This window comes from Vagococcus carniphilus, from assembly GCF_014397115.1.
GTDB classification, from domain to species: Bacteria; Bacillota; Bacilli; order Lactobacillales; family Vagococcaceae; genus Vagococcus; species Vagococcus carniphilus.
Genome location: NZ_CP060720.1, coordinates 97,597 through 110,831 on the forward strand (window position 1 = coordinate 97,597; position 13,235 = coordinate 110,831).

Consider the following 13,235-nt stretch of genomic DNA (forward strand, 5'->3'; position numbering starts at 1 on the left):
ACGAAAAATTAATACCACACATCAAAAGAAAGACTGTAAACTCATAAAAGAACTGAAATCAATTCACTAACTCGAATTGATTTCAGTTCTTTTATTTACTAGTTGGTTTATGAATTGGTAATAACACATAAAAGGTTGTTGAATTATTTTCACTTGTTGCTCCTATGTTTCCTTGATGAGCTTCAACAATTTCTTTAGCAATAGCAAGCCCTAAACCTGCACCACCACTATTAGTAGATCTAGCACTATCTAATCGGTAGAACTTATCAAAAATAACGGTTAATTTCTCTGGTGGAATTGTGTTTCCTTGATTTCTTACAATAATTTCTAAAACTTCTTCTTTCACTGCAACAGTCATCTCAATCGGGCTTCCTTCAAACCCATATGCTGAAGCATTCTTTAGTAAATTATTAAATACTCTAACTAATTTTGTCGAATCCCCTTCAACTAAACACTTCTCTGGCATTTCAAGAATTAATTCTTGTTGCTTCTTTTGGAGAAGTGGATAAAACTCTTCACTCAGTTGTTGCAATAATAAACTTAAATCAAATGTTGTATAATCTAACACAATATTTTGAAAATTAAAACGAGTGATATCAAAGAACTCATCAATTAAATATTCTAAACGGTACGCCTTATCTAGAGCGATTCCGAAATACTTAGCTCTTGTTTCCGTTGATATTTCTGGTGAATCAATCAACAAATTCAAGTACCCAATAACTGAAGCAAGTGGCGTTCTTAAATCATGAGCTAAAAAGGTAACCAAGTCTTTCGTTCGCTGCGTTTCTTGAATAAGAGCATCTTGATTTTTTTGATTAGCCAATTTTATTTTTTCTAACTCATTTTGAATTTCAATGTACTCATCATTAAGTTGTGGCACCTCTTCTTCAAGAGAATGTTTCAATAAATTAGCAATATATTTTCTGTCTTTTTTCAATAAGTACTGGCTAATCCAATACGTTAAAACACCAATCGCAACAATAGTAAAAACGGCAATTGATATTACAAATGATTTAAACTTCAACCAATCCACTCGGGTATTCTCACCGGCACCACCAGGGGCAACTTCATGAAGAATAAATGAACTATCAATCACTCTTCCAAATCCTTTACCAATAAATGTTTGAGTGGCTATAAAATAAAGAATAATAACTAAACTAACAATAATTAAAATTGATTTTATCAAGGAATTTCTAGTTTGTTTAGTCAATTTTATAACCTACTCCCCAAACGGTTTTAATATATTTAGGCTTTTCAACCGCATCATTCATTTTTTCTCGTAAATGTCTAATGTGAACCATAATCGTATTGTTAGAAGAGGTATAATAATCTTCTTTCCAAACGGATTCAAAAATCACTTCAGAATCCATTGCTGCTCCTTTATTTTCTAAAAGCAGTTGCAAAATACCAAACTCTTTTGGTGTTAATTCAATCACTTCTTCATTTAAAGTAACTATTCTTTTTTCTACATTCATCTCTAAGCCTTTAGTTGATAATGTCATTGATTCAGGTTCTTTATTTTTATTGTATTGATTAAATCGCCTTAGCTGCGCTTTAACTCTTGCAACAACTTCTAAAGGTTTAAATGGTTTAGTAATGTAATCATCCGCCCCAAAGGAAAGACCCGTTATCTTATCAATTTCATCATCTTTAGCTGTTAACATAATTACCGGATAATTATCACGTTCTCGAATTAGAGCGAGTAATTGTAAGCCATCCACGCCTGGCAGCATGATATCTAAGAGAGCAAGATCAAATGTTTCTGTTTCAATTTTTTCTTTTGCTTCTGATCCATCCAAGCATTTGACTACTTCAAATCCTTCATTTTTTAAATACAATTCAACTAGATTTGCAATTTCTAATTCATCTTCCACCAAAAGAACTTTTGTCGTCATGTTATCAACTCTCCTGTTCGTCTATGTCTTACCTTTATTAGACAAAACACTGAACTAATTGTCAACTATTTCAAATACTTTGATAGATTTGTCTAGCATCAGAAACGTTGAATTGTTCTGTCATTGGACCACCATCTGCTCCTGTTGTAATCAATAAATAGCGACTACCATTTATCTCAGCCAAACTAATCAAACATTGACCTGCTTTTTCAGTGTATCCTGTTTTACCTCCAATAATTTTACCATTTTGAAGCGACAAATCAGGAGAATCTTTTAACATGCTACTTTCCATGTAGTAACCTTCTGGTGCATAAGGTTTTTCTTCTGTTTGATAACGAATTGTTGTTAAAATTTCAGTAAAAGTAGCATCTTTTAATGCCACGTCCATAAATTTCATTAAATCTTCAACTGTTGAGTAGTGATTTCTTTCATCTAAACCAGTTGCATTTTTAAAATGCGTTTGAGTCATTCCAATTTTTTTAGCTGTTTGGTTCATTAATTCAACAAATTTAGCTTCACTTCCTGAAACATGATTAGCCGCTGTTATCGACGCATCTCCTCCCGAAGGAAGTACAATTCCATAGGCAATATCTTTTATCGTTAATGTATCTCCTGCTAAAAAACCTGATAAAGAAGCTTCTTCTTTAACTAAATCATCTAATGTTTTTTGACTAATTGTAGTCGTTTTTTCTAAATTTTTTTCTGAATTTAAAAGAACATAAACTGTCATTAATTTTGTCAAAGAAGCAATAGCTACTTTTTTATCTGGATTTTTTTCAAGTAAAATTTCATCTGTCTCTAAATTTTTAAGTAAGACTGTTTGACTTTTTATTTTTCCATTTACTTCCACTTGTTCTTTAGCCTTTTTAGGTGTTTCAATTGAACTTGAAAAAGTCACACCATTTACTAAATCATTCTTTAAAAAATAAATGAACCCAACACCAACTACAGCTAAGATTGTTAATAAACCGATTGTTTTTTTCATTTTCTTCACCTCTACTAAAGTTTAACAACTTCTCTAAAGTAAGGTATAAACATAATCTTGCTAAATTCTTATGTTTTCTTAAGTTTCATCTTTCTTTTTTAGACTAAATCTCTTATAATCAATAACAATACCTAAAAGGAGGGATTTTATGTTACATTTTCTAGCATTACCTGTGACTGAAGAAATTTCTTTTGTTCAACCAACATTGGAACAAGCAGAAGCTATCTTTAACGCAGTTGACAATGACCGTAAACATTTAGGAGAGTTTTTAGACTTTATTGATACCACAAAAAGTATTGCTGACGAAGTGGCTTTTTTAAAGATGAAAATTACCGGAGAGGCTAACGGAACGGATCGCTTATTCCTAATCTATTACCAAGACCAACTAGCTGGTAGTATCGACTTACATTTTATTGATCAAAAAAATAAAAAAGCAGAAATTGGCTACTGGATTTATTCAGGTTTTGCTAATAAAGGAATTGTCTCAGCTTCTGTACGTAAAATCTGTGAGATTGCCTTTAATGACTTACATTTAAATAAATTAACTTTAATCGCTGACACTGAAAATATCGCTAGTAATAAAGTAGCTCAAAAATGTGGTTTTACGTTTGTTGCTACAGATAAAGAAGATGTGGTTAGATACGGTAAATTCCATGATATGAATAGATATTGCTTGTTAAAACAAGACTATGTAAAAAATCAATAATAAAAAGGAGTCAAAAATCATAACAGATTTTTGACTCCTTTATTTCTTATGATAATGGCTCTTCTTTTTGGAAGTAATTTAAAACAAAAGATAAAACCACTAGTACAATTCCAACCAAGTAAACTTGATGTAAATTATTATAAAGAATTTCTCTTAAGTCACCAACTAAAGCAGTTGGTAATTCTTTTACTGTATGAGGATTGATTAATTTATTCATCATATCCTTTGTCACACCTAGTTCTTTTTTCTCAGCTAAACCTTGATTCATTGAAGCATTTAAAACTAAACCAAAAACTGAAATCATAATTGTTTGACCGATTGTTCTTGATAACGTAAAGAATGATGTCGCAACACCCGTGTGGTGACTATCAACTGAAGTTTGGGCTAAAACAGTTAAAATAGTCATCGTCATCCCAAATCCAATCCCTAAAATAGCAGAAAAGATATAAAAGATACCATAAGCTGTATCCATTTGTGCCAAACTTAAAAAGATAGCTCCAATTAAAATAGGTAGCATACTAATAAAAATAGCTTTTTTAGCAGACCATTTTCGCATCGCTTTACCACCTGCAAAAGAACCAAACATCCAAATAACAGACATCGGTGCTAAAACAATTCCACCTAAGGCAGCGGACTTACCAAGAACGCCCTGCATCCACATAGGGATATATACTTCAACTCCCATTAAGAAACCACTAATTAAAGCTGCAATTAAATTCACCACAACATAAGTTTTATTAGTAAATAAATCTAATGAAATAATTGGATCTTGTGCTTTCTTTTCTACTTTAATGAAAGAAATCAGTCCCACAATAAAAATAGCAAATGAAATAATGGTTATCATACTAAAACCTTCACTCACTGTTTGGAAACCATACAATAAAGAAAGTAACATCATGACTAGGAAAACACTACCTAAGTAATCTATCGGAGCCTTTTCAACTTCGCGTTTTTCTTCTACTAAATAAATCCAAACAAGTAGCATTAGCACTAAACCAATTGGAACATTAATTAAGAAAATCCAATGCCAACTAAAAGCATCTACAATAAACCCACCAGCTAAAGGACCAACAATACTAGCTATTCCCCATGCTGCACTATTTAATCCCAAAATACTAGCTCTTTTTTCTGGTGGATAAATATCAGCAATAATTGTTAAAGAAACAGGAACGATTGATCCCGCCCCAATTCCTTGAATCGCTCTAAAGATAATCAGTTGCATCATGTTTTGACTTAAACCTGAAAGTGCTGAACCAATAATAAAAATAATAATACCAATTAAATAAATCGGTTTTCGTCCAATTTTATCCGCCAATTTCCCATAAATAGGTGTCATCATCGCATTCGTTAATAGATAGATGGAAAACACCCAATTCATAATAGAAATTCCTTTAAGTGATCCCACAATCGTTGGCATCGCCGTTGAGACGATTGTTCCTTCTACTGCGGTCATAAACGTGGCAATAAACACACACGCTGTAATAATTTTAACATTTGTTTCTCTTTGTTTAACCATTTAATCCCCCTACAAATATAAAAACCCTTGCTAGAGATAAATTCTCTAACAAGGGTTCATTTCTTACATACCTAAACTTGTTTTTAATGCTGAGACTTTATCTAATTTTTCCCATGTAAAATCAGCATCTTCACGGCCAAAGTGACCATACGCTGCTGTTTTTTGATAAATGGGGCGTCTTAAATTAAGCATCTCAATAATTCCCACTGGTGACAAGTTAAAGTTTTCGCGAATCGCTTCAATTAAGCGACCTTCTGAAACTTTTCCTGTACCAAAGGTTTCAACAGAAATTGAAACAGGTTGTGCAACACCAATTGCATAAGCTAATTGGACTTCACATTTGTCAGCTAAACCTGCTGCTACAATGTTTTTAGCAATGTATCTAGCGGCATAACTAGCAGAACGGTCCACTTTGGTTGCGTCTTTTCCAGAAAAGGCACCTCCACCGTGTCTTGCATAACCACCATATGTATCAACAATAATCTTACGACCTGTTAAACCAGAATCCCCTTGAGGTCCTCCTATAACAAAGCGTCCTGTTGGATTAATGAAATATTTAGTTTTTTCATCTAGTAATTCACTTGGAATCACTGCTTTAATGACTAATTCTTTGATGTCTTCTGTAATCTTATCTAAAGTCACATGCTCATCATGTTGAGTACTCACAACAATGGTATCTACTCTAACAGGTTTTCCTGCTTCATCATACTCTACTGTTACTTGTGATTTCGCATCTGGACGTAAATAATCAAGTACTTCATCTTTTCTAAGAGCTGCTAATTTTTCTGTAATACGATGACTTAAAGCAATCGGTAACGGCATTAATTCTGGCGTTTCATTAATAGCAAAGCCAAACATCAAGCCTTGATCCCCTGCTCCTAAATCTTCAGTATCACGAGCTTCTTCTCTTGATTCAAGTGAGGCGTCTACCCCTTGAGCAATATCTGGTGATTGTTCATCAATCGCGACCATCACAGCACACGTATCGCCATCAAAACCATACTTAGCACGTGTATAGCCAATCCCTTTAATTGTTTCTCGAACCACTTTTTGAATATCCACATAAGCTGTTGTTGTGATTTCTCCAAATACAAGAACAAGTCCTGTTGTAACTGAAGTTTCACACGCCACACGAGCATATGGATCTTTTTCTAGAATCGCATCTAAGATAGCATCACTAATTTGATCAGCAACCTTATCTGGATGCCCCTCTGAAACGGATTCTGACGTAAATAATTTTCTTTCTTTCATTTTCGGTATTCCCCCTATTTGTTTTATCGGTTACAAGGAATCTTTACACATAGACGTAAATCCTATCGGGAATCTTGCAACATTGCTAGTATAACAGATAAAACTTTTTTTACCTACTTAAATATTGACCTTTCTTCTTTCTTACAATAAAGTATCTATATAAGACTATAAAAAAGAGGTTAGACCATTGAACAAGACAAAAAAAGGTGTATTTGCCTTACCCTTTATGGTAATCATTACACTACTACAAACGACGATATCTCTTCTTCCAGGCGTTTTATTCCTAAGAGACAGTAGTCGAGGACCTGCCATTTTAACTTACATGGTTATTTACTTACTACTTAGCGACTTTTTTCAATTAATCGGAAAAGCTTCCTATAAAAAAGGTTCCTTTATCCCTATTCCAATTTACGCCGTCAAACTCGTTATTTCTTGTGTATTCATCTTTTTAATCGCTCAGCAAACCGCTTATCAGTTTGCCGTCATTTTGTTAGCCTATGAATTATTCCAACTATTGATATTTTCAAAACAGTTTTTCTACATTGATTCTATTTTTTATTCCCTTTTAAATGCATTTTTCAAAGGTATTGTTTTTAATCAGTTACTAACGATTAATTACCCTTTTAATTATAATTTTAGTTTGATTAAGCCATTTATTTTTGCTTTTGCGCTTATTTTATTTGTGACTATTTTAACGCAGGGAATGTACTCCTTTTTATCAAGACATACTTGGTTTTTTATTTTAGCTATTCTTTCTCTTGGCTTACTTTATTACTTACTCATTACACAATTTATGGCACATGAAACAGTTCTTTGGAAACTTGTTCTCTTCATTTTATGTAATGCAGGTGCCTTGTATTTCTTTATCAAATCTAAAAATGTCAGAAAAAAAGAACTCTTACTAAATATCTTTGCTTTGATCAGCTTATTTATCTACTATTTCTAATAATTTTTTTAACAGGAGGCTTTCTCAATGAATGATCCAAGTCGTGATCCAAAAAAAGAATATATTTACCGTGTCGTTTCTTTAGGTATCGGTATTCTTATCGGTATTTTTCTTTTAAAATATCTCTAACAAGAAAGGTTGGCAATTACTTGCTAACCTTTTTTTCTTTACCTTAACACAGTGTCATAGTTTATAATTAAAGTAACAAAGGAGGCGCTCTAAATGAAAATTAACCACTTTTCAAAATTGTCTAATACAAGTGTTCGAATGCTTCGTCACTATGAAAAAGTCGGCCTTTTGAAAATTTCACGTTCTTTAGAAAATAATAACTACCGAGATTATTCAGCTAAAGATTTACAACGAGTCGCTCAAATAAAAACATTACAAGAATTAGGCTTTTCTTTAAGTATTATCAAAGAAATTCTAGAAAAAGAAAACATTTCCGATTTAGATCCCTATTTTTCAATGCAAAAAGAATACCTTGAAGAACAACTTAAAAAAACGGAACATCAACAAGCTCTTCTACATACATTGTCAGATATTTTAGTAGATGACCAGCGTTACTTAGACTATCACGTTACCCTAAAAGAATTACCTGAAAGACAAGTCATGAGTTTAAGAAAAACAATTCCTAGTTATGAACAGGAACAAATGCTTTGGAACGAACTCTATCAAGAATTTTTGGAGCAAAATGTTCAATTTTCAACACCACCTCTTGGTCTTTCCATTTATCACAATGAAGCTTACGAAGAAGATAAAATAGACCTTGAAATTCAAAGTAGCATTGTTGGAAATTACACGGATACAGAAGCTGTCCATTTTAAAACAGCACCAAAACAAACGATTGTTTCAACAACTTTTCATGGTGATTTTAATCAAATGCCGATTGTCATGGAAGCATTAGGACAATGGATTGAAGCTAATGACTTGGTTATTTCTGGACCGATGATTAATATTTTTCATGTTTCTTACGCTCAAGATAAAAATCCAGATAACTGGATTACTGAAAGTTGCTTAGTGGTTTCAACAAAGGAGGAAATAAACAATGGCTAGACCCAAAAATAAAGAAGAATTACTTCAACAAGCTACTGAAAATTTCGATAAGTTAATGACTCTTTTCAACAATTTATCAGATGAAGAAAAAAGAGGAACTTTTCCTTTTGAGACACGGGATAAAAATTGCCGAGACACTTTTGCTCATCTCTATGAATGGCATCAATTATTTATTAATTGGGAAAGAGAAAATAGTAACGGACAGGCAAAACCATTCTTACCTGCACCTTACAATTGGAAAAATTATCCTGATATGAATATAAAGTTCTGGGAGAAACATCAAACAACTTCTCTTGAAACTGCTGTTACCCAGTTAGAAAAAAGTCATCAAGATTGCCTTCAAATTATTGAAACTTATACTGATGAAGAACTTTTTACTAAAAAATACTATAACTGGACTGGTTCCACTAGTTTAGGAAGTTATGCTGTATCAGCCACTTCATCTCATTATGATTGGGCTTTAAAAACGATAAGAAAATACAAAAAGAGTTTGAAATAGCGATTATATTAGCTTTTTAAGGCATGATACAATAAGTATCATGCCTTTTTACGTTATTCTACAGATAATAGCTAGGCTTACTACTAATAAAAGAAGATAATAAGTTAAGAGGTGATGTGAGATGAACATTGGAGAAAAAATAAAAGAAGAACGACTTAAAAGAGAGTGGACTCAAGAATATTTAAGCACTCTACTTAATGTCTCGAGACCAACTGTTTCTAGTTGGGAAGTTGGACGAAATTATCCTGATTTAGAAACAATTATCTTAATTAGCGACTTACTTGAAATTCCTCTTGATAACTTGCTAAGAGAAGACACTGAAATCGTAAAAGACGTTACAAAAGAAATGAAGCGAAATAAATACTACCGTTTAATTTTAAAAATAAGTGCCGCTATTGTGTTAGTTTTTTTACTATTCAATTTAGTCTTAAAAGTGAATCAACAAAGATACCTAAGTAATTTAAAAGAACTGGGTTGGCAAATTTTACAGATAGACAAAATAAATCAAACTACTGACAAACAATTTGAGCTTATAGAAGGTGACACTGATTATTATGTCAATTTAGCTTCACCACGCATTGGCTTAAAAATGATAACAAGAAAAGACAATCTAGTAATAGAAGTCAAAAATGAATCACATATAGAGTTAATTATCTCAAAAGATAACGATCCAACTGCTAATGAAAATATCAATGTTAAAGTTAGGAAAAATTTGATTCTTTCTGATAAACCTTTTGATAATTTTCAACTAACAAGTGAGCAGACAAACGACTCTGTTTTAGACTATATTTCTAAAAATAAAAAAGAATATCAAGAGATGATTGATAACACCTTATTAAAACTAAACGAAATTAAAAAGTCTTAGATTGCTAAGACTTTTTTTGGTCTAAAAGAATGGATTTCCGTATTTTTCACAATAGTTATAAAAACCATATTGATTCATATACATTGTTTTTTCAATTGCTTCAGTGCTGTCAAATTCAATAGCTTCTAAAATTAGTTTTGTAAATTCATTAGGTGCAGTTCCGTTAGCAGTCACTAATTGTTGATCTCTGACAGCTTGCTGCTCCATAAAGTTAGCGCCATTTGTGTAATTCTCAAATGATTCCCATAAATAAAGAGAATTTCCTGTGTGCTTGTGATCATTTAAAAGGCCATTTCTAGCCAAATAATCAACAGCACCACATATTGCACCAACTGTTACTTCTCCTTCTAAATAGTTCTTAACTAAAGTAAATAGCGCTTTATTTTCAATCCCCCATGAGTTCCCACCGACCATAATAAACAAGTCAATTTGCTTTGGTAATTCGTCCATTAAAAAATCTATTTTAGTTGTAAATCCACCAATAGAGGTTACTTCTCTTTGAATGGAAGCTGTCTTCACTATCCAGTCTTCTTTTTTGTTTAACGTACTCGAAAGATAGGCACCTTCCCAATCGGCATAATCATCTAATAAGAAAAAAATAGCAGTCTTCATTATCAATCTCCTCTAATCATTATTTACTTAATTATAAAAGATATTTTTAACTCTTTCAAGAACACACGTTCCTGTTTTTAATCAAATTATAATCAAAAAAACTACTTATCATTTTCGATAAGTAGTTTTTCATATTATTCTTTAATTAATGTTTCAAGTCCAACAATCATCATTTCATCAAATGTTGATTGACGTTCTTCTGATGTTGTTTCTTCGCCTGTAATCATGTGATCACTCACTGTCATTAAAGCAAGAGCTTGAACACCATATTTAGAAGCTAAGTAGTATAAAACAGCTGCTTCCATTTCAACACCTAAGACACCATGTTTACCTAATTTGAAGGTATCTGATAAATCATCTTTATAGAAGCTATCATCTGATAAGACGTTACCAACGTGAATGTTAAAGCCTTTTTCTTTAGCAACATCATAAGCTGTTGAAAGTAAATCATAATCAGCAATTGGAGCAAATGTGTGATTTGGGAAATCAGCTTTCATAAAAGCTGAATTAGTAACAGCTGCTTGAGCTAATACTAAATCACGTACATGAACGTCTTCATTTAAAGCGCCACATGTTCCTACTCGCATTAATTTTTTAACATCATACTCACGAATTAATTCATTTGTATAAATAGAAGCTGATGGAATTCCCATACCTGTTCCTTGAACAGATACTTTATGTCCTTTGTAAGTTCCTGTATAGCCAAGCATACCACGAACTTCATTGTAACAAACAGGATTTTCTAAGAATTTTTCTGCAATATATTTTGCTCTTAAAGGGTCACCTGGTAATAAAATTTTGTCTGCGATATCGCCTTTTTTAGCACCAATATGTACACTCATGTTATCGCTCCTTAAATTCTTTCTAATGTACGTTTCACTAACTCTTTAAAGTCAGCTTTCACGCGTTCAGTTGTTTCTACTACTTCTTCATGGTTTAAGTTAGCTTGCATACCAGCAGCTAAGTTAGTTACACAAGTAATACCTAAAACACGCATTGACATGTGGTTAGCAACGATTACTTCAGGAACAGTTGACATACCAACTGCATCTGCACCTAACATACGAGACATTCTAACTTCTGCAGGTGTTTCGTAAGTAGGACCTGAGAATCCCATGTAAACTCCTTTTTGTAGAGTTACTTTTAATTCATCAGCCACTTCTTTAGCCACTTTACCATAAGCTTTGTCATATGCTTCTGACATGTCTGGGAAACGTGGTCCTAAGTCGTCTTCGTTTAATCCCATTAATGGATTATCACCAGTGTAGTTGATTTGGTCAGTAATTAACATTAAATCTCCTGGTGAGAATGATGTATTAACACCACCAGCTGCATTTGTTACAACTAATGAATCAGCTCCTAAAGCTTTCATTACACGTACTGGGAAAGTAACAGTTTGCATTGAATGACCTTCATAATAATGGAAACGTCCTTGCATTGCTAATACTTTTTTACCAGATAATGTTCCGTAAACTAATTGACCCGCATGTCCTACAACAGTAGAAACTGGGAAGTTAGGGATTTCGCCATAAGGAATCACAACTTTATCTGTAATTTCATCAGCTAATTCGCCAAGTCCAGAACCTAGGATTAAACCAAAATCAATGGCACCTACTCCTTTACCTTGAATATATTTAGCTGTTTCAGTTAATTTTTCGCTTAATGTCATTGTTTATAACTCCTTATTTTAATTGATCTAAGAAACTTTTTCCGTTTTCTGTTGCTGGAACACCAAAGTTTTCAGCGATAGTTGCTGAAATATCTGAATAGAAGCCTTGGTTCAATTTACCATGTCCAGTCATTTTTTTACTGTAAGCTAGTAATGGCACATATTCTCTTGTGTGGTCTGTTCCTGGGAATGTTGGATCGTTACCATGGTCAGCTGTGATTAATAGTAAATCATCTTCTGCCATTGCGTCATAGATTTCTGGTAAGCGTGCATCAAAATCATCTAATGCTTTTCCGTAACCTACTACATCACGACGATGACCAAACAACGCATCAAAGTCTACTAAGTTAGTAAAACTTAAACCAGTAAAGTCTTTTTTCATCACGTTTAATAATTGATCCACGCCATCCATGTTAGATTTAGTTCTAACCGCATCAGTCATTCCTTGGCCATTAAAGATATCGTTGATTTTACCAACGGCAATAACATCTTTTCCAGCATCTTTTAATGAATCTAAAACAGTTTTACCAAATGGATCTAAGGCATAGTCATGACGGTTTGGTGTACGAGTAAAGTTACCAGGTTCACCAACATAAGGACGAGCAATGATACGACCAATCATGTATGGGTCGTCTTTTGTAATTTCACGAGTGTACTCACAAATTTTGTATAATTCTTCTAAAGGAATAACGTCTTCGTGAGCTGCAATTTGTAACACTGGGTCAGCTGATGTATAAATAATTAACGAACCTGTTTTCATTTGTTCTTCACCAAAATCATCAATAACTTTAGTACCACTATAAGGCTTGTTAGCCCCCATAATAATACCGCGACCTGAAAATTCTGTGATTTTATCTAATAAATCTTGAGGGAATCCTTCTGGGAAAACTCTAAAAGGAGTTTGGATATTTAAGCCAGCAATTTCCCAATGACCTGTCATGGTATCTTTACCAACTGAAATTTCTTCTAATTTAGTCGCATAACCTTGATGGTCTTCTACTGCTTTAACGCCTTTAAGAGGCTCAATTGTTCCTAGACCTAAATTTTCCATATTCGGAATAGTTAATCCTGCATTTTCTGCGATATGACCTAATGTATGACTGCCAACATCACCAAATTTTTCAGCATCTGGTGCTTCTCCAATTCCAACTGAATCAAGTACTACTAAATGAACTCTTTTAAACATAAAGTTCCGCCTTCTTCCAAAAAATTTTTTGTTTATAACAAACGTGCCAAAG

General features: G+C 33.0%; 14 protein-coding genes and 1 riboswitch. Of the genes, 5 read left to right on the forward strand and 9 right to left on the reverse strand.

Going from position 1 to position 13,235, the window contains the following annotated elements:
* Positions 1 to 91 precede the first annotated feature (91 nt).
* The 3 genes from H9L18_RS00470 to H9L18_RS00480 form a co-directional block, all read right to left on the reverse strand.
* Positions 92 to 1,210, reverse strand: coding sequence for a sensor histidine kinase (locus H9L18_RS00470; protein WP_126795471.1), 1,119 nt, complete (start codon positions 1,208 to 1,210; stop codon positions 92 to 94).
* On the reverse strand, positions 1,203 to 1,895 hold the full coding sequence (locus H9L18_RS00475) for a response regulator transcription factor (RefSeq protein WP_126795473.1): 693 nt from the start codon (positions 1,893 to 1,895) through the stop codon (positions 1,203 to 1,205). Before H9L18_RS00475 ends, H9L18_RS00470 begins: the two co-directional genes overlap by 8 nt.
* A 70-nt stretch (positions 1,896 to 1,965) precedes the next feature.
* Positions 1,966 to 2,880 (reverse strand): D-alanyl-D-alanine carboxypeptidase family protein, encoded by a 915-nt coding sequence (locus H9L18_RS00480; protein WP_126795475.1) that lies wholly within the window; start codon positions 2,878 to 2,880, stop codon positions 1,966 to 1,968.
* Between the two features lie 148 nt (positions 2,881 to 3,028).
* On the opposite strand from H9L18_RS00480, the gene H9L18_RS00485 reads away from it, so the two are divergent.
* A complete protein-coding gene (locus tag H9L18_RS00485; RefSeq protein WP_126795477.1) occupies positions 3,029 to 3,586 on the forward strand; it encodes a GNAT family N-acetyltransferase in 558 nt (185 codons plus the stop codon).
* Between the two features lie 46 nt (positions 3,587 to 3,632).
* On the opposite strand, the gene H9L18_RS00490 is transcribed toward H9L18_RS00485, so the two are convergent.
* Positions 3,633 to 5,102: an MDR family MFS transporter gene (locus H9L18_RS00490; protein WP_126795478.1), complete on the reverse strand. Its 1,470-nt coding sequence runs from the start codon at positions 5,100 to 5,102 to the stop codon at positions 3,633 to 3,635.
* 63 nt (positions 5,103 to 5,165) lie between these two features.
* Positions 5,166 to 6,353, reverse strand: a complete 1,188-nt coding sequence (gene metK, locus H9L18_RS00495) for a methionine adenosyltransferase (RefSeq protein ID WP_126795480.1) — start codon at positions 6,351 to 6,353, stop codon at positions 5,166 to 5,168.
* Positions 6,351 to 6,438, reverse strand: a riboswitch (SMK box riboswitch). Its footprint overlaps the gene before it by 3 nt.
* Before the next feature lie 102 nt (positions 6,439 to 6,540).
* Here metK and H9L18_RS00500 point away from each other — a divergent pair.
* The 4 genes from H9L18_RS00500 (at position 6,541) to H9L18_RS00515 (ending at position 9,716) form a co-directional block, all read left to right on the forward strand.
* Positions 6,541 to 7,299 carry a hypothetical protein gene (locus H9L18_RS00500; RefSeq protein WP_126795482.1) on the forward strand — a complete coding sequence of 253 codons (759 nt, stop codon included), beginning with the start codon at positions 6,541 to 6,543 and terminating at the stop codon, positions 7,297 to 7,299.
* A gap of 222 nt (positions 7,300 to 7,521) precedes the next feature.
* Positions 7,522 to 8,352 (forward strand): MerR family transcriptional regulator, encoded by an 831-nt coding sequence (locus H9L18_RS00505; protein WP_126795484.1) that lies wholly within the window; start codon positions 7,522 to 7,524, stop codon positions 8,350 to 8,352.
* The gene (locus tag H9L18_RS00510) at positions 8,345 to 8,851 is read left to right on the forward strand and encodes a ClbS/DfsB family four-helix bundle protein (protein ID WP_126795486.1); all 507 of its coding nucleotides are present in this window, start codon (positions 8,345 to 8,347) and stop codon (positions 8,849 to 8,851) included. The genes H9L18_RS00505 and H9L18_RS00510 overlap by 8 nt, the downstream gene beginning before the upstream one ends.
* Before the next feature lie 121 nt (positions 8,852 to 8,972).
* Positions 8,973 to 9,716, forward strand: coding sequence for a helix-turn-helix domain-containing protein (locus tag H9L18_RS00515; RefSeq protein ID WP_126795488.1), 744 nt, complete (start codon positions 8,973 to 8,975; stop codon positions 9,714 to 9,716).
* A 21-nt stretch (positions 9,717 to 9,737) separates the two neighbouring features.
* On the opposite strand, the gene H9L18_RS00520 is transcribed toward H9L18_RS00515, so the two are convergent.
* The 4 genes from H9L18_RS00520 to deoB all read right to left on the reverse strand — a co-directional run bounded on the left by H9L18_RS00520 (position 9,738) and on the right by deoB (position 13,183).
* On the reverse strand, positions 9,738 to 10,328 hold the full coding sequence (locus H9L18_RS00520; RefSeq protein WP_126795490.1) for a type 1 glutamine amidotransferase family protein: 591 nt from the start codon (positions 10,326 to 10,328) through the stop codon (positions 9,738 to 9,740).
* 134 nt (positions 10,329 to 10,462) lie between these two features.
* Positions 10,463 to 11,170, reverse strand: coding sequence for a purine-nucleoside phosphorylase (gene deoD / locus H9L18_RS00525; RefSeq protein ID WP_126795492.1), 708 nt, complete (start codon positions 11,168 to 11,170; stop codon positions 10,463 to 10,465).
* An 11-nt stretch (positions 11,171 to 11,181) separates the two neighbouring features.
* On the reverse strand, positions 11,182 to 11,997 hold the full coding sequence (locus tag H9L18_RS00530; RefSeq protein ID WP_126795494.1) for a purine-nucleoside phosphorylase: 816 nt from the start codon (positions 11,995 to 11,997) through the stop codon (positions 11,182 to 11,184).
* A 13-nt stretch (positions 11,998 to 12,010) separates the two neighbouring features.
* Positions 12,011 to 13,183 carry a phosphopentomutase gene (deoB, locus tag H9L18_RS00535; protein ID WP_187559344.1) on the reverse strand — a complete coding sequence of 391 codons (1,173 nt, stop codon included), beginning with the start codon at positions 13,181 to 13,183 and terminating at the stop codon, positions 12,011 to 12,013.
* Positions 13,184 to 13,235: the final 52 nt, after the last annotated feature.

Bases quoted from the DNA above. Each gene is read 5' to 3' on its own strand.
- deoB (WP_187559344.1), bottom strand. From the start codon at position 13,183: ATGTTTAAAAGAGTTCATTTAGTAGTACTTGATTCAGTTGGAATTGGA.
- H9L18_RS00490 (WP_126795478.1), bottom strand. From the start codon at position 5,102: ATGGTTAAACAAAGAGAAACAAATGTTAAAATTATTACAGCGTGTGTG.
- deoD (WP_126795492.1), bottom strand. From the start codon at position 11,170: ATGAGTGTACATATTGGTGCTAAAAAAGGCGATATCGCAGACAAAATT.
- H9L18_RS00530 (WP_126795494.1), bottom strand. From the start codon at position 11,997: ATGACATTAAGCGAAAAATTAACTGAAACAGCTAAATATATTCAAGGT.
- H9L18_RS00505 (WP_126795484.1), top strand. From the start codon at position 7,522: ATGAAAATTAACCACTTTTCAAAATTGTCTAATACAAGTGTTCGAATG.
- metK (WP_126795480.1), bottom strand. From the start codon at position 6,353: ATGAAAGAAAGAAAATTATTTACGTCAGAATCCGTTTCAGAGGGGCAT.
- H9L18_RS00485 (WP_126795477.1), top strand. From the start codon at position 3,029: ATGTTACATTTTCTAGCATTACCTGTGACTGAAGAAATTTCTTTTGTT.
- H9L18_RS00515 (WP_126795488.1), top strand. From the start codon at position 8,973: ATGAACATTGGAGAAAAAATAAAAGAAGAACGACTTAAAAGAGAGTGG.
- H9L18_RS00475 (WP_126795473.1), bottom strand. From the start codon at position 1,895: ATGACGACAAAAGTTCTTTTGGTGGAAGATGAATTAGAAATTGCAAAT.
- H9L18_RS00480 (WP_126795475.1), bottom strand. From the start codon at position 2,880: ATGAAAAAAACAATCGGTTTATTAACAATCTTAGCTGTAGTTGGTGTT.
- H9L18_RS00520 (WP_126795490.1), bottom strand. From the start codon at position 10,328: ATGAAGACTGCTATTTTTTTCTTATTAGATGATTATGCCGATTGGGAA.
- H9L18_RS00510 (WP_126795486.1), top strand. From the start codon at position 8,345: ATGGCTAGACCCAAAAATAAAGAAGAATTACTTCAACAAGCTACTGAA.